This window comes from Verrucomicrobiota bacterium (genome assembly GCA_021413925.1).
Classification (GTDB): Bacteria; Verrucomicrobiota; Verrucomicrobiia; order Chthoniobacterales; family UBA6821; genus UBA6821.
This window is the reverse complement of record JAIOPL010000030.1, coordinates 1-20083: the sequence shown is the minus strand read 5'-3', so window position 1 is coordinate 20083 and position 20083 is coordinate 1. Positions and strand designations below refer to the sequence as shown.

General features: G+C 56.6%; 26 protein-coding genes. 15 read left to right on the top strand and 11 right to left on the bottom strand.

Annotated elements, in window-relative coordinates:
- The 4 genes from K8R57_11020 to K8R57_11005 all read left to right on the top strand — a co-directional run.
- A partial coding sequence (locus K8R57_11020) for a UDP-glucose 4-epimerase GalE (protein ID MCE9588829.1) occupies positions 1 to 204 on the top strand: 204 nt, incomplete at its 5' end.
- Positions 205 to 282: 78 nt separating this feature from the next.
- Positions 283 to 1143, top strand: coding sequence for a TatD family hydrolase (locus K8R57_11015; GenBank protein ID MCE9588828.1), 861 nt, complete (start codon positions 283 to 285; stop codon positions 1141 to 1143).
- A 187-nt stretch (positions 1144 to 1330) separates the two neighbouring features.
- Positions 1331 to 2119, top strand: coding sequence for an amino acid ABC transporter permease (locus tag K8R57_11010; GenBank protein MCE9588827.1), 789 nt, complete (start codon positions 1331 to 1333; stop codon positions 2117 to 2119).
- Positions 2120 to 2122: 3 nt separating this feature from the next.
- Positions 2123 to 2872 (top strand): amino acid ABC transporter ATP-binding protein, encoded by a 750-nt coding sequence (locus tag K8R57_11005; GenBank protein ID MCE9588826.1) that lies wholly within the window; start codon positions 2123 to 2125, stop codon positions 2870 to 2872.
- Positions 2873 to 2875: 3 nt separating this feature from the next.
- Here K8R57_11005 and K8R57_11000 read toward each other — a convergent pair whose 3' ends face one another.
- From K8R57_11000 to K8R57_10985, 4 genes are all read right to left on the bottom strand, one after another.
- Positions 2876 to 4435, bottom strand: coding sequence for a SulP family inorganic anion transporter (locus tag K8R57_11000; protein ID MCE9588825.1), 1560 nt, complete (start codon positions 4433 to 4435; stop codon positions 2876 to 2878).
- A gap of 65 nt (positions 4436 to 4500) precedes the next feature.
- A complete protein-coding gene (gene can / locus K8R57_10995; protein ID MCE9588824.1) occupies positions 4501 to 5157 on the bottom strand; it encodes a carbonate dehydratase in 657 nt (218 codons plus the stop codon).
- Positions 5158 to 5259: 102 nt separating this feature from the next.
- Positions 5260 to 6180 carry a hypothetical protein gene (locus K8R57_10990; protein ID MCE9588823.1) on the bottom strand — a complete coding sequence of 307 codons (921 nt, stop codon included), beginning with the start codon at positions 6178 to 6180 and terminating at the stop codon, positions 5260 to 5262.
- A 197-nt stretch (positions 6181 to 6377) separates the two neighbouring features.
- Positions 6378 to 6584 carry a hypothetical protein gene (locus K8R57_10985; GenBank protein MCE9588822.1) on the bottom strand — a complete coding sequence of 69 codons (207 nt, stop codon included), beginning with the start codon at positions 6582 to 6584 and terminating at the stop codon, positions 6378 to 6380.
- 75 nt (positions 6585 to 6659) lie between these two features.
- On the opposite strand from K8R57_10985, the gene K8R57_10980 reads away from it, so the two are divergent.
- The 3 genes from K8R57_10980 to K8R57_10970 all read left to right on the top strand — a co-directional run bounded on the left by K8R57_10980 (position 6660) and on the right by K8R57_10970 (position 8258).
- Positions 6660 to 7349: a hypothetical protein gene (locus tag K8R57_10980; GenBank protein ID MCE9588821.1), complete on the top strand. Its 690-nt coding sequence runs from the start codon at positions 6660 to 6662 to the stop codon at positions 7347 to 7349.
- A 130-nt stretch (positions 7350 to 7479) separates the two neighbouring features.
- Positions 7480 to 7704, top strand: coding sequence for a hypothetical protein (locus tag K8R57_10975; protein ID MCE9588820.1), 225 nt, complete (start codon positions 7480 to 7482; stop codon positions 7702 to 7704).
- Positions 7701 to 8258, top strand: coding sequence for a nucleotidyltransferase (locus K8R57_10970; protein ID MCE9588819.1), 558 nt, complete (start codon positions 7701 to 7703; stop codon positions 8256 to 8258). Before K8R57_10975 ends, K8R57_10970 begins: the two co-directional genes overlap by 4 nt.
- A 123-nt stretch (positions 8259 to 8381) precedes the next feature.
- Here K8R57_10970 and K8R57_10965 read toward each other — a convergent pair whose 3' ends face one another.
- On the bottom strand, positions 8382 to 9530 hold the full coding sequence (locus K8R57_10965; protein MCE9588818.1) for an MFS transporter: 1149 nt from the start codon (positions 9528 to 9530) through the stop codon (positions 8382 to 8384).
- A 384-nt stretch (positions 9531 to 9914) separates the two neighbouring features.
- The gene (locus K8R57_10960; protein ID MCE9588817.1) at positions 9915 to 10106 is read right to left on the bottom strand and encodes a hypothetical protein; all 192 of its coding nucleotides are present in this window, start codon (positions 10104 to 10106) and stop codon (positions 9915 to 9917) included.
- Between the two features lie 61 nt (positions 10107 to 10167).
- On the opposite strand from K8R57_10960, the gene K8R57_10955 reads away from it, so the two are divergent.
- From K8R57_10955 to K8R57_10935, 5 genes are all read left to right on the top strand, one after another.
- Entirely contained in the window at positions 10168 to 10332 is a 165-nt protein-coding gene (locus tag K8R57_10955; protein ID MCE9588816.1) for a hypothetical protein, read from the top strand.
- A gap of 72 nt (positions 10333 to 10404) precedes the next feature.
- Positions 10405 to 10707, top strand: coding sequence for a hypothetical protein (locus K8R57_10950; GenBank protein ID MCE9588815.1), 303 nt, complete (start codon positions 10405 to 10407; stop codon positions 10705 to 10707).
- 10 nt (positions 10708 to 10717) lie between these two features.
- Positions 10718 to 11149: a hypothetical protein gene (locus K8R57_10945; GenBank protein ID MCE9588814.1), complete on the top strand. Its 432-nt coding sequence runs from the start codon at positions 10718 to 10720 to the stop codon at positions 11147 to 11149.
- 12 nt (positions 11150 to 11161) lie between these two features.
- Positions 11162 to 11716, top strand: coding sequence for a sigma-70 family RNA polymerase sigma factor (locus K8R57_10940; GenBank protein ID MCE9588813.1), 555 nt, complete (start codon positions 11162 to 11164; stop codon positions 11714 to 11716).
- Positions 11717 to 11958: 242 nt separating this feature from the next.
- Positions 11959 to 12255 carry a hypothetical protein gene (locus K8R57_10935; GenBank protein MCE9588812.1) on the top strand — a complete coding sequence of 99 codons (297 nt, stop codon included), beginning with the start codon at positions 11959 to 11961 and terminating at the stop codon, positions 12253 to 12255.
- A 588-nt stretch (positions 12256 to 12843) separates the two neighbouring features.
- Here the strand turns inward: K8R57_10935 and K8R57_10930 are convergent.
- From K8R57_10930 to K8R57_10910, 5 genes are all read right to left on the bottom strand, one after another.
- Complete coding sequence (locus tag K8R57_10930) at positions 12844 to 13602, bottom strand: hypothetical protein (protein ID MCE9588811.1); 759 nt, start codon at positions 13600 to 13602, stop codon at positions 12844 to 12846.
- A gap of 33 nt (positions 13603 to 13635) precedes the next feature.
- Positions 13636 to 15651, bottom strand: a complete 2016-nt coding sequence (locus tag K8R57_10925) for a heavy metal translocating P-type ATPase (protein ID MCE9588810.1) — start codon at positions 15649 to 15651, stop codon at positions 13636 to 13638.
- A 367-nt stretch (positions 15652 to 16018) separates the two neighbouring features.
- Positions 16019 to 16867: a PEP-CTERM sorting domain-containing protein gene (locus K8R57_10920; protein MCE9588809.1), complete on the bottom strand. Its 849-nt coding sequence runs from the start codon at positions 16865 to 16867 to the stop codon at positions 16019 to 16021.
- 46 nt (positions 16868 to 16913) lie between these two features.
- Positions 16914 to 17585, bottom strand: a complete 672-nt coding sequence (locus K8R57_10915; GenBank protein ID MCE9588808.1) for a prepilin-type N-terminal cleavage/methylation domain-containing protein — start codon at positions 17583 to 17585, stop codon at positions 16914 to 16916.
- A 141-nt stretch (positions 17586 to 17726) separates the two neighbouring features.
- Complete coding sequence (locus K8R57_10910) at positions 17727 to 18122, bottom strand: hypothetical protein (protein ID MCE9588807.1); 396 nt, start codon at positions 18120 to 18122, stop codon at positions 17727 to 17729.
- Between the two features lie 165 nt (positions 18123 to 18287).
- Between K8R57_10910 and K8R57_10905 the strand changes: the two genes are divergently transcribed.
- From K8R57_10905 to K8R57_10895, 3 genes are all read left to right on the top strand, one after another.
- A complete protein-coding gene (locus K8R57_10905) occupies positions 18288 to 18542 on the top strand; it encodes a hypothetical protein (protein ID MCE9588806.1) in 255 nt (84 codons plus the stop codon).
- Positions 18543 to 18582: 40 nt separating this feature from the next.
- Positions 18583 to 19752 (top strand): aminopeptidase, encoded by a 1170-nt coding sequence (locus K8R57_10900; GenBank protein ID MCE9588805.1) that lies wholly within the window; start codon positions 18583 to 18585, stop codon positions 19750 to 19752.
- A gap of 49 nt (positions 19753 to 19801) precedes the next feature.
- Positions 19802 to 20083 (top strand): DUF2062 domain-containing protein (locus tag K8R57_10895; GenBank protein MCE9588804.1); only part of this gene is annotated, 282 nt, incomplete at its 3' end.

The following is a 20083-nucleotide window of genomic DNA, read 5'->3' as shown; positions in this document are numbered from 1 at the left end:
ATCGACTGCTGCCGTGCCATCACCGGCAAGGAGATCAAGGCTATCGAAAAACCACGCCGCGCCGGTGATCCGCCCCACCTCATTGCTGGCTCCGATAAGGTCCGCCGCGAACTCGGCTGGCAGCCGAAATACCAGGACATCCGGACGATTATCGAGAGCGCCTGGGCCTGGCATGTGAAGCACCCGAACGGCTACGGAGACTAGAGGGAAAGGCAAAAGGCAAAAGGCAAAAGGCTGAAACTAAGAGACTACGGAGAACTCACTCTCGGCCCCTTTTTCCTCATGGAGCTGATCGATACTCACGCCCACCTCGACTATCCCGATTTCGAACCGGATCTTGACGGGGTCGTTGCACGGGCTTGTGAAGCGGGCGTCAAGCGGATCATTACGATTGGCACGGGTCTCGAGAGCAGTCGCCGCGCCGTGGCCCTCACGGAGCGCTTTCCGAATGTCTACGCCGCGATCGGAATCCATCCGACGAATGTCACCGAGGAGGGACTCGATTTTCTCCCGGCACTCCGGGAATTGGCTCTCCATCCGAAGGTCGTCGCGATCGGCGAGACCGGGATCGACTACCATCATCTTCCGGAGGAATTGCAGGCGCCTAAGATTGCGGCTGTCGACTCCGCACTGCTGGCCCAGAGTTCAGGGGATCAGGAGCGCTTGATCGCCGAGGGAGCTTGGAAGGCCGCTCAGGCCGATGCCTTCCGAATGCAGCTCGATCTTGCTGTGGAGCTGGGACTCAATGTGGTGATCCATCAGCGCTCCTCCTGGGTTGACACCCTCGATGTGCTCCGTGACTACACCGGGAAAGTCCGCGGTGTTTTCCACTGCTTCGGAGGCACTCCTGAAGAGGCTGCCGAGTTGGCCGCCCTCGGCCATCTGGTCTCCTTCACCGGCATCATCACCTTCAAGAATGCGGAGCAGGTGCGTGAGAGCGCTGCCGCAGTTTCTGCTGATGGCTACATGGTCGAGACCGATTGCCCTTATCTCGCCCCGGTGCCCCATCGCGGAAAGCGTGCTGAGCCAGCCCATACCCGACTCGTGGCCGAGGCCGTCGCGCAGGTTCGCGGAAGCACCCTTGAGCAGGTAGCCGCAGAGACCACCCGAACAGCGGAAGGATTCTTCCGGTTTAACCGCTAAGTTTTCAGATGAATATTATCGCGCAGAGGCGCAGAGGCGCAGAGTTTTTAAACTGCAGGCTACAAAGCCGAGCCCAGGCAAGCAAACGCAGAGGCGCCTTTGAACTCGGTCATTTTCAACTCATATCTTCCTTTTCTCTGCGCCTCTGCTCTGCGGGAAAAATCTTTTCGACGGGCCGTTTACGTTCATGAAGCCGAGTTTTTTGTCATTCATCATCGAGCCGGCGGGTAGAAGGGCACCTGTTTGGATCCGTGTGGTGTGGATGCTTTTGCTGGCAACCCTTCTCTGCTTCGGCGTGATGAGTTGGGCTGCCGGTTTCTCCCGGGGCTCCTGGGAATCGGTCTGGAAATACCGGGATGTCTTCTGGAAGGGATGGTTGCTGACGATCGTGATTTCCCTGCTCTCGCTCTGTCTGAGCACGCTGATCGGCATCGTTGCGGCACTTGCCCGACGCTCACGCGTTTTGCCTCTGCGGTCCACGGCGCTTCTTTATATCGATGTGGTGCGGGGTATGCCTCTCCTTGTCCTGATCCTTTTTCTCTACTACGTGGTCGCCAACGGCATGGGACTTCAGGACCGGTTAATCGCCGGGATCCTGATCCTCTCCCTGTTCGGCGGGGCCTATCTGGCCGAGATGATCCGTGCCGGGATCGAGTCCATTCCCGCATCTCAGCTCGAGTCGGCGCGGGCCATTGGATTCACCCCGTGGCAGACCTACCGGATCGTGATTGTTCCGCAGGCTCTCCGGCAGATCCTCCCTCCGCTGACTGGGCAGTTCGCATCGTTGATTAAGGACTCTTCGCTCCTCTCGATTATCGCGATCGGTGAGTTTACGCTCGCCGCCCAGCAGGTGAACTCGGCCACCTACCGCACCTTGGAGAGCTATCTTCCGCTGGCGCTCGGTTATCTGGCCCTCACGCTGCCGATCTCCCTACTCTCCAAGTTTCTGGAACAGCGTCTGAGCTATGAATCCTAAATCATGAAGATTGAAGCCCTGAGCATCACGAAGAGCTATGGATCCGGAAGCGAAAGCCGTCTAGTGCTCGACGATCTCTGCCTGAGCGTGGAGTTTCCTCATGTGCTCGCTCTGCTGGGGCCTAGCGGGAGCGGAAAGTCGACACTCCTCCGCATCATCGCTGGTCTTGAACGACCCGATGCGGGGTCGCTGCTCCTGGACGGAGAAGCGGCACCCCTTTGGGAAAAAGAGCAGATCCTTCGCGACTACCGACGTAAGCTCGGCGTGGTCTTCCAAGCCTTCAATCTCTTTCCCCACATGACGGCATTCCAGAACGTGATGGTCCCCTTGACCCAAGTTCACGGTCTTGATGAGCAAGAGGCCACCCGTCGAACCCTGGAAGTGATGGAGCGTCTTGGCATGGCGGAACATGGGCAGAAGTTTCCAGCCCAGCTTTCCGGGGGTCAGCGGCAGAGGATCGCGATCGCCCGTGCGCTGGCATCCAAGGCCCGTTTTCTCCTTTTTGACGAGCCGACATCTTCCCTTGATCCTGAGATGACAGCCGAGGTCTTGATGCTCATCGCCGAGTTGAAGGATGCCGGGACTCCCATGCTGCTGGTCACCCACGAGATGGGATTTGCTCGCAAGATCGCCGATCAGGTGGCTTTCCTTGCCGAGGGGCGTGTCATGGAGCAGGGGCCGGCGGGAGAGTTCTTTAACAATCCTCAGTCCCTCGTGGCTCAGCGTTTCCTGGCCAAAGTCTTGGCCTATTAAGCCTCAGTGTGCCGAACCCGAGGTCGGTTCGGGGAGAGAAACGCCCTCCACGATGATCCGTAGCCCCCTCGACTTGGAATCTATGACGAAATCGGAGAGCGTCTCCAGAATATCCTGATCGATGAACGTTGCCCGTTTGCCATCGATGGTGACGTGGGAATTCTTACCGATGGAGGCAAGGAGACTGCGTAGGTAGGCCTTGTTGAGGAAGGAGACATCCTTGTTCAGTCGCAGGAGATAGCTTCCCTCGTGGAGAGTGAGCGAGATGGATCGGTGAAAGTTGGTGCGCAGGACAAAGAGGAGTCCGATCGCCATGCCGATGGCGATTCCAAAAAGGAGATCCTCCACAAGGATTGCCACAATGGTGATAATAAAGGGTAGAAACTGGTTCCAACCCTTGGCGAACTGCTCACGGAACAGGGAGGGCTTCGCGAGTTTGTACCCGGTCTGAAGCAGGATTGCAGCAAGGCAGGCAAGCGGGATGGTGTTGAGTTGGGCGCCGAGAAAGAGCACGGCAAGCAGAAGCAGCACACCATGGAGGAAACTGGAGATCTTGGTCTGACCCCCGAAGTTGATGTTGGCGGAACTGCGGACGATGACTGCCGTGAGTGGCAGACCTCCGATCAGGCCACTCAGCATGTTCCCCAGCCCCTGTGCCTTGAGTTCGCGGTTGGTGGGGGCGATGCGTTTGTGCGGGTCGAGTTTATCGACCGCCTCGATACTCAGGAGGGTCTCCAGGCTGGCGACCACGGCCAGGATCACGGCTGTCTTGTAGACGAGAGGATTGCCGAGCGACTTGAAATCGGGTAAGTGGAACTGGCTGAGGAACTCCAGGGGAGAGGAGAGCGGCGGGAGTGAGACCAAGTGCTTGGGCTCGATCACCAGCGCAGGGAAGTAACGCGCTGCGGCAGCGTTAAAGAGGACACCCCAGATGACTGCGAGGAGAGGAGCCGGGACCATGCGCAGGATCGCATGACGGCGGATGAACGGCGCCTCCCAGGCGAAAAGCAGGCAGAGAGAAATGAGGGTGACCAAGGTTGCGCCCCAGGAGATTCCACGGATGGCATTTGTCAGGATCTGAAAGGTCACGCCGGCGGTGTCTCCCATGTAAGACTCGTCGCCCTCCATACTTGTATCGAAGCCAGTGGCATGGGGGATCTGCTTCATGATCAGAATCAGTCCGATCGCCGAGAGCATTCCCTTGATTACCGCAGAGGGGAAAAACGCACCGATCGTTCCCGCTCGGGCATAACCCAGAATCACCTGAAGTACCCCCGCCAAGACGACGCTCATCAGGAAGGCATTAAATCCGCCAAGCGTCTCGATGGCCGAGAAGACAATGACCGTCAACCCTGCGGCCGGGCCGGAGACGCTGAGCTGGGATCCGCTCGCCCAGGCGACCACGAGACCGCCTACCATACCTGCGATCATTCCTGAGAAAAGAGGAGCCCCGGAGGCCAAGGCGATGCCTAGACAGAGGGGAAGGGCGACCAGAAAGACACCGATGCTGGCGGGAATGTCCTGACGGAGGTTCTCTAGATAGTAGCGGGGTCCGGTATTCATGGTTCTGTCGGTTTCACGCCACCTTGGGCGGGACAAGGGGAGGGAATCTCTCGGGGAAAAAAGGGCTAATCGATGAACCGATAGATGTTCTCCATCGGGGCATTGTAGTCGAGGGTGATCAGCTCTTTGAGCAAGCCGTTCTCCAGACCATAGACCCAGCCGTGCAGAGTCGGGGCCTTGCGCTCCTTCCAGGCCGTCTGGATCATCGACGTATGGACAAGGTTGTTTACCTGCTCAATGATGTTGAGCTCGATCATCTTGTTGCTCCTCTGATCGGGTGGCAGGGCCTCCAGTTCGGCCTGATGCAGCCGGTAGATGTCCTTGATATGAAGAAGCCACTTGTTGGCGATCATCATCCCCGAGTTCTCACGGCTTAATGCCGCCTGGACGCCGCCGCATCCGTAGTGACCGCAGACGATGATATGCTCCACCTTCAGCACAGAGATTGCGTACTGGAGAACACTCAGGCAGTTGAAGTCGGTGGTGATGACCTGATTAGCGATGTTGCGGTGGACGAAGATCTCGCCCGGTTGGGCATTGACCACCGTCTCGGCAGGGACACGGCTGTCGGAGCATCCGATCCAGAGGAACTTGGGCCGCTGCTCCTTGGCCAAATTATGAAAATACTCGGGCTCGTGGCTCAGGATTTCCTCGGACCAGGCCTTGTTCTCGAGCAGAAGCCGGGTAGTTAGGTCGTTGGGGTTGAGTGTATGCTTTTCCATGAGTGCGCGCAAGATAGCCCCAAGGCCTTATTTTGCAAGTTACAAAAGGGAAAGGCCCCGCCGTTGTCAGCGGGGCCCTTCTTGTCAGTCTAACCCCAAATTTTAGAACGAATACCCAACGCTGGCGCCGCCGTAGAACCTGTTCTCCGGCATCGCTGTGAGCGCAACCGTGTTGTAGAGATTGGGCTGGTAAGTGTAGGCCACGTACGCCGTCAAGGAGAGGGCGCTGGTGATTTTCCAAGTCACCGGTGCGGTAATCTGCCAGTTGTTGAAGCCGTAGAGTTTGGATGCACCTTGCGAGCTAGCTGTGTTGTTGTACCCGAAGGAGATGTTGTACTGGGTATTCGGGTTAAAGCTGACGATGTCTTTGTAGAGAGGAACACCGACGGTCAGTGCGGGACTCAGGAAGCTCGAACCGGCGTTGATGCTGGCGTAGTTGTTCGGCGCTCCTACCCCACACTCGTAGAAGTAGGCAATGGATGGCACCCAGGAAACGGCACCGGTCTTCACGGTGTAGTTTGCGTTGATGTTCACCTCGTGCTGGAGGCCGGTGCCACCTGGCTTGTAGCTGCTGATACCACCTGACTCGGTTGGGAATCCGTAGTTGAAGTAGTTGTAGAGTGTGTAACCGCAACCCACGGCCAAGTTACCGAAGGTGTGGACGTAGCTCGGGGAGACATCCAACTCAGTGTAGTTGTTGCCGTTGAAAGGCGAGTTTTGACCCAGAGCAACGCAGAACCAGAGTGGTACTGAGAAGGTGTCGTTAGGTGTGATGTGCCAGACAGGTGTGAAGGTGGCTGTAGCGATACCTTTGTTTGGGATCCAGTCGACACCACGGAAGTTGTACATACTGTCGTATCCAGTGGTCACTGTGCCGGTGAACATGGGTGTGGCAGCAGCCTCGGCGACGGGCTGTTTGAAGTTTTTGCCGGAAGAAACCGAGTTTGTCTCGGCGGCATGGAGGACTGAAGTGACCGCAACCGCCGTGAGGGCGATCGAAGCAACGCGGGTGGTGAGTTTCATGGTAGGTTTTGTTGGTTTTGGGACTGGTTTAAGTCTTGGAACCAGTAAGAGCAAACGACGTGCCAAGTCCCTCGCTTTTGATTTCTACAGAGAAGATGGGATTTTTCTCTAAGCAATATGCTTAGATTGCTCATGATGGTGAGAAAAAATCACCAGGGGGGCAAGTGCCCCTCGAAGCTTTGCGGTTGCAGAAGCTTTTAACTCCGCGGCTTCCAGAGTGCGGCATCGAGGCAAGCCCAGAGATGGATGATCCAGCCCAGTAGGAACACCCAGAGAATCCCCGTGAAGACAAAGAAGAGGATGGCGGGCAGAAGGCGCCCCTGAAGGAGTTGTCCCAGTCCGGGGATGAAGAAGCTCGCCAAGGAAGCGATTACGTTACCCGCGGTGCCTTGTCCATTGCTCATGACTGAATTCTTCAATAACAAGGCCAGCGCTGTCGAGCTTCTCTCTTGCCTGATGCGGTCCCTCGGATAAGCCTCATGAATTATCTGCTTATGGAGACTCTCTTCACCCCCGCACACATCCATCTGGCCATCAACCATGTCCCGATCATCGGCCTGGCTGTCGCCTGCCTGCCTGTCCTGATCGGCATTCTCTTCCACAACCGTGGAGCCCTTGCTTCCGGTCTACTCGCTGTGATTCTGTGTGCTGGAACAATGCCCTTCATCATGGAGACGGGGGAGGAGGCCCAAGAATCCTTTGTTGATGGATCGATCAGTCAGGGAATGGATGTGGCGGGCAAAGCTGCCTTCCGGGAGCACAGCCATCGTGCCAATTTCACCGCCCCTGTGGTCTACGCAGCGGGGATTCTGTCGCTGGTGGCGCTTCTTGTCCTGATCAAGTTTCCGCGCCAGGCCGCATGGATCGGCTGGGCAGTGCTTGTGGGAAGCACTCTCTCCATCGCCCTGAGCATCTGGACGGCCGAGGCCGGAGGTCGGATCCGCCATCCAGAGTTCCGACCCGAACCGAAATCGACTGCTCAACCACAACTTCAACCGCAAGGACAAGGACAAGACGCTCCCTCGGTGCCAGAACTTGTGCCCACGCCCTCACCGTCACCTTCAGGCAGCATGACTCCCCTGCCTCCATTGCCCGTGCCGACGGCCACTGTTGTGCCGGGTGCCTTGCTCGCGCCTGCAGGATCAGGGGCTACTCCCGCGACGAACTGAGGGAGATCTCTAGGGATGATTGCCTGACTATTCGGTCTTTGTCTCAGGTCACCGGTGTTTAGACTGAGGGATGAAGGCTGAAAGGCTGATAGGCTTGGACTTCAGCAAACGGGAGAGTTATCCTGAATACATGGAATCGACCGCCTTCGCACTGAAAACGCGCATCGCCCAATGGGCGTCTGCGGCGCCGATACTCCAGGAGGTGCGGGATGCGGATATCCGTTCCGCAAGCACGGCCACTGCCATGAAAAACCTGCAGGGAGCCATTAACCGAACGGTCTCCACGATGCCTGAGCGGAAGATCTCGGGTCTCGTGGAACAGCAGAGGTGGTTTCAGAAAATCAGGATGGCGTGAACGAACTGACCCGGCTTGCTCTGGAATTACAGGGGTTCTGCGAGGAGCGTCGTTGGAAGTTCTGCATTATCGGCGGAATTGCTGTTCTCCATTGGGGAGAGCCCCGCTTCACCATGGATCTCGACCTTACCCTGCTGACGGGATTCGGGGGAGAGGAAACCTTTGTGGATGAATGGCTGGCTCACTATGAGCCGCGTCTGAAGGATGCACGTGATTTTGCCCTTAAGAACCGGGTGCTGCTTCTGCGTTCGGCAAGCGGGATCGGTATCGATATCGCACTGGGCGCATTGCCCTTTGAAGAGAGTGCCGTGCAACGTGCCCGCAAGATCGAAATGGAACCGGGGGCGGAGGTGATGCTCTGCACTCCTGAAGATCTGGTTGTCATGAAGGCATTCGCTGACAGGGATCTGGATTGGAATGACATCCGCGGGATTATTGTCCGTCAGGGAAAAGAGAGTCTGGACTGGAGCTACATTTACGAACATCTGACCCCGCTATGCGAGGCTAAGGAAGCCCCCGAGATTTTGAAGAAGCTCAAAGGGTTGCAGGGATAGAGAGGGACGGGGTCGAGAGGTAAACCATCCTGGCGATTGGATTTTCTCAGACCTCCCCCAGATCATCACTGATCCCACCCCCCTCATCACCTCGGATTGTATCCGACTCTCCTGAGCTGATTCTCAGAGGGCCCGTTGCGGCTGGATCTGTTTGATGCCGATTACAATCAGAACCCCTATCGCTGGCACCAAAGCGGCGAGGAACATGAAGGAGGAACCAAGCCGATCCCAGAGAGCTCCAGCAACCAGGCTGGCACTGAGTAATCCGATGCCCATGACCAGATTGAGCAGGCCGAAGGCGGTGGCCTTCAGCTCCGCGGGGGCACGGTCCGCGATCATGGCTGAGAGGACTCCCTGTGTGAGACCGAGATGGAGTCCCCAGCAAACGATTCCCAGGCCCGGAAGCAAGAGGCCCGAGCCTGAGGCGAGGAGGATATTCCCCAGAATGAGCGCAAAGGTGCCGGCAACAAGTGGAGCGATACGTCCGAAGCTGTCCGAGAGAATGCCGGCGGGATAGGAGCTGGCAGCGTAGACTAGATTCATCACGACCATGATAAGAGGTACCCAGGCGATGGGTAGACCGGCTTGTTGGCTCCTGAGAATCAGGAAGGCATCGCTGAAGCGTGCCAACGAAAGAAGTCCCGCCAAAAGGAAGGTCCACCAGAGTCCCTCCGGCAGCTGGCGAAGCGCAGTTAGGGAAATCGGGAAAGCGGTCTTTGGGAAAGCGGCCTTTTTTTTGGAAGCGGTGTTGGCTGATTCCGGTTCCTTGACCCCCGCCATGAGAAGAAAGACGGCGAGTAGTGCCGGAATGGCGGCTACCCAGAAGACAATGCGGTAGTTGTCCGTCGTGAGAAGCATGAGTCCAATGGCGAGGAGCGGAGCCAGGAAGGCGCCCACGGAGTCGAGCCCCTGCCGCAATCCAAAACAGGCGCCACGGATTGCTTCGGGGGCGATCTCCGCAACCAGCGCGTCACGCGGTGCACCGCGAATCCCCTTGCCGATCCGATCGATGAACCGAGCGGAGATAAGCAGGGCGAGTCCCGAGGCGAGAGGAAAGAGCGGCTTGGAAAGTGCCGAAAGTCCGTAGCCCAAGACGGCGAGGAGCTTCGGTTTGCGCATCCGGTCTGCGATCACTCCCGAAAAGAGCTTGGCGATCATCGCCGTTCCCTCGGCGATTCCCTCAATGAGTCCGACTGCGATCACCGGAGTTCCCAGGGCCTTCACCATGAAGAGCGGGAGAATCGCATGGATCATCTCGCTGGAGAGATCCATGAGCAGGCTGACAAATCCCAAAACCCAAATTCCTCGAGGAATAGCGCCGCGACTCAGAATAGAGCGGGCTAGATCCTTTCTCACAACGGCAACATATCTCCAGCGTTGTTCAAAAACCACGCCTTTGGTGTCTCGAAAAAACTGGCTCTCCGCTATTTGGAATGGGTGAATCTGCTGGATCGAAAACAATCAGCGCCTAGGCCTTTGGTTTCGAAAAGGATTTAGAAGAACCAAACAGGGTTTTTTGAATATGGAACTCAGGAACTCAGGAAGAAAAGCTGAATAGGTATGGATGTGATAAGTTCTCGTGATCCTTGTTGCATTAGCTGGCTGGACCGTCACTTTGCATTCTTGACGGATTACTCTGCTTCCATCGATCCACCATTACTCAGCATCAGATTGCTCTAAGCGGCAAATTTCCTCGTGCGTTTCTTTTGCTTGCCTGGCCGTTGCTTCGCAGCCGTTGCATCCTGAGTTCCTGAGTTCCATATTTTTTTCTCTGTCTTCCCTCTTACCCATTGAAAACAGCCAGAAGCCAAACAACTTGGTGAAAAATAGTCGGGGGGATTTCTCCATGTGCGGTGAATTACTTCTGGAACGGGAATGGTTCCCGCTCTCAACAAAACACACCACACACATGAAAACATTGATCAAAGCGGGCGCTATGCTCGCCCTCATCGCTGGACTCGGACTGGCCACCGTCTCCGCTGCGGACAGCTGCAAGGCCTGCAAGGGTTGCGCCAAGAGCTGCAGCTCCTGCGTGAAGTGCTCGGATGGCAAGTGCGCTTCTTGCTGCAAGTAATGAGATAATTCAACGCGGCGGAGGTAGTGCTGAAAAAGCCTGCCTCCGCCCGCTGAGTATATTACCTTTCACATGATGAATCCCGAGAAGCAACTCTCAGACCTATTGCAGGAGTGGACTCCGAACGCAGAGCCTGGTTCCGGCTTTAACCGTTCCGTCTGGGCTCGCATCGAAGCCGCCGAGAGTAGCGGGGCCATGGGCTTATCCTTCTTCTCTTGGCTCCAGCGGCTAGCCGTGCCCCGGATTGCCGCGACCTGCGTTGCAGTAGCCCTCTTCGGCGGCATTCTGGTCGGAGGAATGCAGGCCCGTTCTTCTGAGGAGGAGCGTTATCTTCTCTCGTTGAACCCCTTTGCCTCCGTCACACACGCACATTGATTCTCGATCCATGAAACGCGGCTTTCTTATTCTTGTGGCGGTTATCATCGCAGGAGTCGGAGCGGCCTTGGTGACGAAACATCTTTTGCGAGGTCCATCCTCGGCATGGCTTTGCCATCAGTACGGACTCTCTCCTCAAAAGGTGGGAACGATCGAGGGGCTGCAACAATACTACGGATCTCGATGTGGCCCCTATTGTGACCAGATGTGCGAAGCCAATGCCCATCTTGAGCGGATCGCCTTGGAAGAGGGGTTGAGCCAGGGCACCATGACGCCAGGACTCAGGGAAGCGGTGGCGGAGACCGACCGCATCCGCACCCAGACAAGGATCGTGATGCTCGAGCATTTCTATGCTGTGGCGGCGGAACTCCCTCCCGAGAAACGCAGGGATTATTTACTCAAGGTGCTTCCCTTGGTGATCGACTCCTGCGGTTCACGATAAGGGGCCCCTTTCATGTCCGAAACCGAACAGGAGGACCGTGACGCGATGGCGCTTCTGGCTAGCGGAGAGGATCTCGCTCTCAATGCGATCATGGAACGCTGGAGGAGGCGCCTCACAGCCTACCTCTACCGCTTCACGGGGAACGAAGCGACTGCCTTGGAACTCGCCGAGGAGACCTTCGTGAGAATCTATCAGAACCGGTCAAAATTCCGGGCGGGCGGTCAATTCTCCACCTGGCTCTTCGGCATTGCTGCCAATCTGGCCAGGAACCATCTTCGATGGCAAAGACGCCATCCGACGGTTGCGATCGAGGAAGCCGACACGGTGGCTTCCGAGGGGGATCCGCTAAAGGCTGTCGAATCACGGGAGCGAGAGCAGGCCGTGCGCATGGCTATTGCCTCCCTTCCTCCTGATCTCCGTGAGTCCTTGATCCTGAACGAATACGAGCAACTCTCCCATTCCGAGATCGCTGTCATCGCGGAATGCTCGGTCAAGGCCGTCGAGCGCCGACTCAGTCATGCCCGGGAACTTCTAAGGAAAGAGCTCTCACGCTATCTGCGGGGCTGAAGAAATTTCGATAAATATCCGGGGGGATTTCCCCGTTTTTCTCAGGCCGTTCAAGCGAGCGAAGCAGAGATACATCAGAACCTGGGTAAGCGTTTTAATTAGGGGAAGGTAAGCGCTTCCACTCCTATCGTGCCTCCCCCTCGTTGATTAAGTTGTTCCATAGTGGAATCACCCACACCTCGATAGCCGGTTCAAGGCGGAACGGGTCATGGAGCAACAAATAAACCGCCAATCAAAACCCCATGAAAAATAGAGTCCGTTTCCTATCAGCGGTGGGAATGATGAGTCTACTCACCATCCTACCCTCCCAATCGTTCGCGGCACCTCCAACCGCCGGAGCTGTCATGTGCGATCAATGCAAGATGGTTATGGTCAAGGTTGCTAACCCCACCACGGCCAAGAATCCAGCCATCACCTATCACAATGCGCAGACTATGGTATGCCCTTACTGCCATTCGGCCATGGAGAACTTCTTCAAGACCGGCAAGCTCAAGCACACCTGCACCCATTGCGGTGGAACAATGACTGTCTGCCATTGATTGGTCTGCTCAATGATGAGACATGGTATTAGACCTCTCCTCGTAAGAGGAGGGGTTTTTTGTTTAGAGGAGATTCTAAAAGGGTAACTGGATTGCTGACGCCTTTGGAGCGGCACATAGAGTGATGCCCTAATCACTTAGAATGCGGGTCATCTATCAACTAGCGCGAATTTGGATTAAATCTTTTGGTTCCTCGCTGTTTGGAGTGGGTAAAGCATCGACATCCGCAGGGAATTTGAACCACTAAGAGGGACCCAAGGGGGATCCAAGTAAGACCGGGGGAACAAATGGAATGAGCTCCGAGGATCGGAGCTGGAATGCCTGGCGGATCATCTCTGCAAGCTGGCTTGCGAGAGTGAGTCGCAAGGCCTTCCTCCCCGCAGTGCCTTCGGCACTGCATCCATGCCATTGTGATCGTGCACTTCGCTAACAGCCTTCAACCTCAAGCCTAATAGGCTGCTATCAGTCCTTTTCAGAAAACTTTGCAAGTCCTTGGCTGTTTTCTTAGTGGTGAAATAACCCTCTGCCTCCCGGAGTATGATCTTACCATCCACCCACAGGAAATAGCGAAGAGCCAATCTTTTCTAGTTAGTGGCTTTTTGTAGCCGCGCGTTGGGGGATTGTCACCATGATGACTCCCATGATGGCGAGTAAGACCGCGGATGCGGTGAATCGACTCAGCGCAAGGCCGCCATGGTCATGCGGCTTGTCTAGGAAATCCCCGACCACTGCGCCCAGGGGACGCGTCAGGATGAAGGCGGCCCAGAAGAGCAGCGTGCGCGAGAGGGATGTCTTCCAGTAAGCAAGTGCCAGGATGAGAAGCAATCCGCCGAAGAGAGCTGCGCTGCCCAAATATCCTAGGCCCGCGGAGTCTGAAGTCCAATCACCCAGAGCCGTGCCCAGAGTCTGGGAGCACATGATCGTGAACCAGTAGAAGAGCTCGGCCTTGGGCGTGTTGACAGTCTCTACGGCCACAGTGCCCAGGGTCTTCTTCCAGGCATAGAGCGAGGCCAGCAGCAGGCCGAGAAGCAAGGCCGATCCTCCCGTGTAGCCGATACCGAGCGATCGGTCGCAGAAATCGGCCAGCGTGGTACCGACGGTCGTCGTGGCGATGATAGTGAACCAGTAAATCCCCGGGTGGAATTTCTTTGCAAAGATCTGTGTCAGGACGGCGATAGCGAAGATCACCGCAAAGATTCCTGTGCTGAGCAGATAGCCTAGGTTCAGAGACATCGAGACGGCGTCTCCGCCAGTCTCCCCGAGCGTTGTGGCAAGGATCTTTAGCACCCAGAAACCCAGCGTGACTTGAGGAACTTTGCTAAGGGCTCTGTTTGTCTGGGCGGTCATGGTTTTTTATGGTTAGCACGATTACGATTCAAGTTACGACTCACTATACTTGGGAAGTTTCAGAGCCAGCAAGCGGAGACTATTCAACACCACCAGCAGAGTGCTTCCCTCGTGTGCGGCAACGCCCAAGGTAAGGGGAACCGGAAAGAAAAAAGCGGTGCAGACCATGACGACCACGGTTCCTAGGGCGACCACGATGTTCTGGTTGATGATCCTCTTGGCCTGAACGCTCAACAGGCGGGCCAGCAGGAAGTTCTCAATCCGATCGTTCATCAGCACAACCTCCGCCTGTTCGAGGGCGGCGTCGGAGCCTCGGGCCCCCATGGCCACGCCGATATCGGCGGCCGCGATGCAGGGCGCGTCGTTCACTCCGTCCCCGATCATGGCCACGCGTACCCTCCCTCCTTCCTTGAGATTCTCGATGGCCTCGACTTTTCCATCGGGTGAGAGTTCGGAGAGAATCTCGCCGATCCCGACCTTCTTTCCGATCAGCTGGGCCGCCTCCCTGTGATCGCCGGTGAGCATGACGGTGCGAATGCCCTGCTCATGAAGCCTGCGCAGGGTGGTGATCGATGCGGCGCGGATCTCGTCCGAGAAAATCATCCGGCCGAGCAGTCCCTCTCCCGCCACCCAGACGACAGCCCCGGCTGACTTCCCTGCCGGGGGAAGATCGTCTTCGTGGAATGCGTCCAACCCGAGGACAAGCTTACGGCTACCCATCACAAAGGTCTCCCCATCGATATCGGCACGGACTCCCTTGCCTAGGATGGTTTGGAAGTTCGCCACCTCCATGGCGGGGATACCCCAGGTCATAGCGATTCGCCGGATCGCACGGGAGAGTGGGTGTTCGGAGAGGCGTGCCAAGGAATGGGCCACCGAGCGAAAACGGGTTTCATGACCCTTAAATATTTCGACTTCCGCGAGGGTCAGGTTGCCTGAGGTAAGGGTTCCGGTCTTGTCGAGAGCGACAACGCCGACATCCGCCAGCGTCTCGATGGCCGCACCTCCCCGGTAGAGGATTCCGCGTCGCGCCCCGCTTGCGATCGCCGAGAGGATAGCCGAGGGGACCGAAAGAACTAGGGCGCAGGGAGAGGCCACCACCAGCAGAGTCATCGTCCGGTAGAAGGCGCTGGCCGTTCCATCACGTTTCTCAAACGGAGCGAGGCCCAGTAGCAGCCACCAGACAAAGAACATGATGGTACAGATAAAGAGGATGGTCCACGTGTACCCCGTGCCGAATCGGTCCGTGAAACGCTGGGAGGGGGCCTTCAGGTTCTGGGCGTTCTGGATGAGGCGGATGATTTTCTGCAAGGAACTCTCACTGGCTGGCCTAAGAACCCTTCCTTCCAGGACGCCCCAGAGATTGATGGTGCCCGAGAGGGCCGTATCTCCGAGGCGCTTCGATACCGGTATTGCCTCACCGGTCATGTTCGACTCGTCACAGGCGCTCTCGCCCTTGATCACCTCCATGTCGGCAGGGATCTGTTCCCCGGTGGTGACGAGAATCACCATGCCCGGTGTCAGCTTCTCCACCGGAACGGACTCCTCGATTCCATTGCTGAGGACCCGTGCGGTCTTGGGGGCTCCCCGGAAGAGGGCGTCGATGGCCTTCTTTGTGCGCCCCATCGCAAAGTGCTCCATGGCACCGGATGCCGAGAAGAGAAAGAGCAGCAGGGCCCCCTCGCGCCAGGCGCCAATCACCCCCGCTCCAACAGCCACAGCGAGCATCAGGAAATGGACGTCGAGGATTCCCTTTCTGACACGATGCCAAGCATCCTCGGCGGTATCCCAACCCCCGCAGAGGTAGGCCAAGAGATAGAAGGCCGTGGCCCATCCGCGGTGATGGTAGAGAAGTTCACTGATCAGGCCCAGCCCTCCGAAGACGAAACACCCGGCCGCCAGAATGGCCATCAAGCGCCATTCTTCGTGGTCATCTTTCTCTTCATTCCCAAAGGGGGAGCGTTTCCCCACGACGTACTTCACCCAAAACTCGGAGCAACCCCCTTTAAGTCGAGAGAGCAGGGAGGGAGTTGAATCCTCAGTAGGCATTATTGAAACCTAGTGAATCGGCTGGGAATGAAAACAGGAGAATCGGATTACGTTGGAGGCGCGGAAGACTGGATGGATAGCAACGCCAGCTCTGGCTCTGGCCGATGTAGTCGTATTCCGTCCAGACCATTCCACCGGGCCGTTGGGGAAGTTATAACTGGTGCCGACATTGTAGGTGCCGCAGGCGCAGGCATGGAGATTCCTAGGTGTGAGGAGCAGTGTGAGTGCGAGAAGGCCCGAAAGGAGACCTGTAGTAAGGCTGGAGATAAGTTTTTTATGGATTGATGGTTTCTTGAATTGAAAGAGGTCAGGTTACCTCTCCCCGGAGCATCTTAAATCTGCCGGAGAGAGGCTTGGGAAACAGCACTTAGGCCTGACAGGACGTTCTCCGGCGATAGACAGCCAGCATGACCAACGCGCCAATGCCAAAAAGAGCATAGGTGGAGGGTTCGGGAACAGAGCTTACAGAGAGGGTAGCCCGGATTCCATAGGTCGTTTGGTCGGCGCCGGCATTAAGCGCTCCGAAATACTGCGCCCCTCCGATAAAGACCGCATATTGATCGGCAGTGAGATGGAACGTCGCGCTTACATCCCCATTGGCATTCCCATCCCAGTTGATTCCCGATGCCGAACCTCCATGGGCAGCGTAGTTTGCAGTTGTTCCATCCGCAGCATTGCCGATGTAGGTAAAGGTGGATACTTGAGCAGTATCATTGGCGATCGACCAGTCACTCAGCGCACTGAAGGATCCCGCCCAATGATCGGCTCCAGCACTTGGCTCTTTCAACCCCGCATCCGCACTTGTATTGAACCCCCAGCGAGCATTATTGATGGCGACGCTATCATCACTGAAATCATGTGAATCAGCAGCGGACAGCCAACCTTTGTAGAGTGAAAATCCCGGATTGGAGAGAGCGCTGAAAGTTTTTGTTGTCGTCACGCTAGCCCCCTGCACATTCAAGTTGACCCAAGCGTCCTGGTTCAGTGTGAAGACAAAATATCGGGTTTTATGACTGTCGGCACCGGTTGCATCCGTCCCGCTAGCCCATCCGTAGTTTCCGTTGAGGGTTTGGCCGGTGATGATCTTAGTATAATCGGTCCCGCTGAAGGTTCCAAAATCCCGGGCTGAACTATAATTGACATGTGCGGAGGCGGTGGAGGCCGCTACCATCATGGTGGCGGCGATAATGCATTTGTGTAGTGTGTTGGTATTCATAGATTTGGTTTGGTTGGTTGGTTTAATAGTTATTAGACAGAGTGACTCAATTGCGGAGAGGGTTTATGAACCTGCTACCTGGTTGATTGATTCGTTGCTGCGCCTCGATCCAACTGATCGATTCGACATGGGCATCAGCGAAAAGGTAGTTGGCCTTTTTTCCCTGATGACGATCCACTCCCACCAGCGAGGCAAAGTCACCCGGGGGCACCGACTCGCCGTAGTGGCTCATGAAAAGATCGGCCAGATGGAGATGATCCGGTGTTACAGCCGCCCTTGATAGCTCCAAGAAGAAGACTGTCTGACTCGGCATATCGATACAGACCAGATGCGATTGGTTGAGTTCCGACAGATACTCGGCATTGCAGGGCTTCGCCGTGAGAAAGTCATTGATCACATAGGTAATGGTCCTGGTCTTCACCTCGTCGGCTGGGCACCGGAAAGTGATCGTGCCCGAGGCGTAGGGCTGCAGGGCATTGGTCCAGGAGCTGCCTTGGTGGCTGCTCTGCGGCAGACACATTCCGTTATCCGCGGCGTAGAGCAGTGTCGCCTTCCCGAGTTGCATCATGTTGCTGGCACACTTCATGGAGAGTGACTGGGCCTGCGCGTTTCGGATTGCCGGCAAAGCCAATGCAGCCAGCACGGCAATGATGGCCACCACAACAAGCAACTCGATTAGGGTGAATCCTGATTTCTGTTCGATGATTTTACGGCGCATGGGTTCCTAGGTGCGCAACTTCCGCGGAAAGTGTTATGCGGAGTTGCATCCACCGCTCACCGACTGAGGGTCGGGGAGGGCTTGTGATCAGTGAACGGCGGGATAACCGGGGGTTAACCCGGCATTCCACCGACGACGCGTTTAGGAGCGCGCGCTGATGGGAACCGGGACGGGCGGAGCAAAAAAGCGCTCCGGCATCGAAACAAAGGGTGCGGGCCCGTAGGTCAACGGGCGGGAAAGGGGAGGGGGTAGCTCGGATCCCAAGGAGACAACAAAGACCTCCGCTTTCTTGTCGACCTTGACGGTGACGGGAGCTTTTTCCTCATGGGCTTGGGCTGCGGAAATTTTCTTACACATCGAGCAGGGGTGCTTGCCATCGAAGGTCTTTGAGACGGCTTCAGCGATGGATCCCGTGCGGGAAAAGTCCTTCACCATCCCAGCCCACGCCACGCTCTGCAGCATGGCCCAGTGACCGCCGGCAATCATAAAGAGGGCCAGCGCCATCACCATGGTCATGATAGGGCGACGGAAGTTCATTGGCATGTTTTGTTACACTGGAAGAAAGGATCCGCAAGAGAAAATCGACGAATCGAAAAAAATCGTCGGTGAATCGTACGCGAGCCCATTTTTATGGTCATGCTCTCTATCTTTTTCGACTTTTCATCACTAGCCACCACCTGATTCCGTGATAGATTTGCACGGATGAAGTTGCACCTTTTGCCGGCTCTCGCATGCACTACGTTGCTCTCGGCAACCATCCATGCCGCCGAACCAATCCCCTATCCTTCCACAAAATGCATTGTGTCGGATGAAAAGCTCGGAGAGATGGGGCCACCCATAATGGTCGATTACAAGGGGCAGCAGGTCGGCTTCTGCTGTAAGTCGTGCATCGGTGACTTCGATAAGGATCCCGTAAAGTATCTCGCCAAGCTTAAGGTATCGGCCGCAAAGCCCTGACCTCTTTCACCCTTTCACTTTCCACTTTTCACCCTATCCCATGTCCGATTCCCGCTACGATTCCCTAGCCCGAGTTCTCACCACGCACTCCACGAAGCTGAAGGCCGGTGAGCGTGTCCTCATCGATGTTGCCGACACGCCGGAGGAGTTCGTGATCGCCCTGATCCGTGCTGCTCGCGCCGCCAAGGCAGAACCCCATGTGGTGATGCACTCCGGACGCATCAGCCGTGAATTGGCCTTGGGCGTCACCGGCTCTCAGGCCGAAACCATGGCCTCGATCGATCTCGCTCGCCTGAAGAAGATGCAGGCCTATATCGCCGTGCGTGGTTCCCAGAACATCTCCGAGATGGCTGACGTGCCGCAGTCCCAGATGGCTCTGCTCTCGGCAAAGCTCCGCCCCGCCCTCGACTACCGGATCAACAAGACCCGCTGGGTGGTGCTGCGTTGGCCCACCCCCTCGATGGCTCAGCAGGCTCAGATGAGCACGGAAGCCTTCGCCGAATTTTTCTTCCGGGTCTGCACGCTCGACTACGCTGCGATGATCCCCGGCATGAAGGCGCTCAAGGCTCTCATGGACCGCACCGACAAGGTCCACATCAAGGGTCCCGGCACCGACCTCCGCTTCAGCATCAAGGGGATCGGCTCGGTCATTTGCGGAGGCGAGCACAACATCCCGGACGGTGAGGTCTTCTCCTGTCCGGTGAAGGATTCCGTGGAGGGTCATGTCACCTTCAATGCACCGACGCTGAACCGCGGGATCGCCTTCGACAACGTGCGCCTCGAGTTCTCGAAGGGGAAGGTCATGAAGGCAACAGCCAACCATACCAAGGCGCTGAACGAGATCCTCGACACGGATGCCGGAGCACGCTTCATCGGAGAGTTCTCGCTAGGGTTCAATCCGCATATCCTTCACCCGATGCGCGATATCCTCTTTGACGAGAAGATCGCGGGATCGTTCCACTTCACCCCCGGTCAGGCCTATGAGGTGGCTGGGAATGGAAACAAGAGTGCCATCCACTGGGACATGGTCTGCATCCAGCGCAAGGACTATGGCGGCGGCGAAGTCTGGTTCGACGGGAAGCTGATCCGCAAGGATGGCCTCTTCCTTCCTCCTGCTCTCCAAGCACTCAATCCAGATCGACTTCTGGGCAAGGAGAAGGAAAAGACCCGCAAGGAGACCCAAAAAAGGGCGACCAAGCGGGGCGCGTAGTCTTTAGTATTACGATCTTAGCGGCATTACATTTGACCACCGCTTTTCCATGATCAAACGACACATCCGGGAATATATCCGGAAATTCCACGAACTCCTCGATGCGAAGGATGCTCCACACTCAGTGGCGGGAGGAACCTCCATCGGCGTTTTCTTCGGATTCCTTCCGATCTTTGGTTTAAAGACCCTGGGCGCCATGGGAGCCTCCATGGTGACGCGTTGCAGTGTGGTGGCCTCGGTGGTCGGCGTCTCCCTGCACGACCTCTTTCTCCCCGTCTGGCCACTGATCCTGCGTTATCAGTTTCAGGTAGGCTTTTGGATCCTGAGCCGC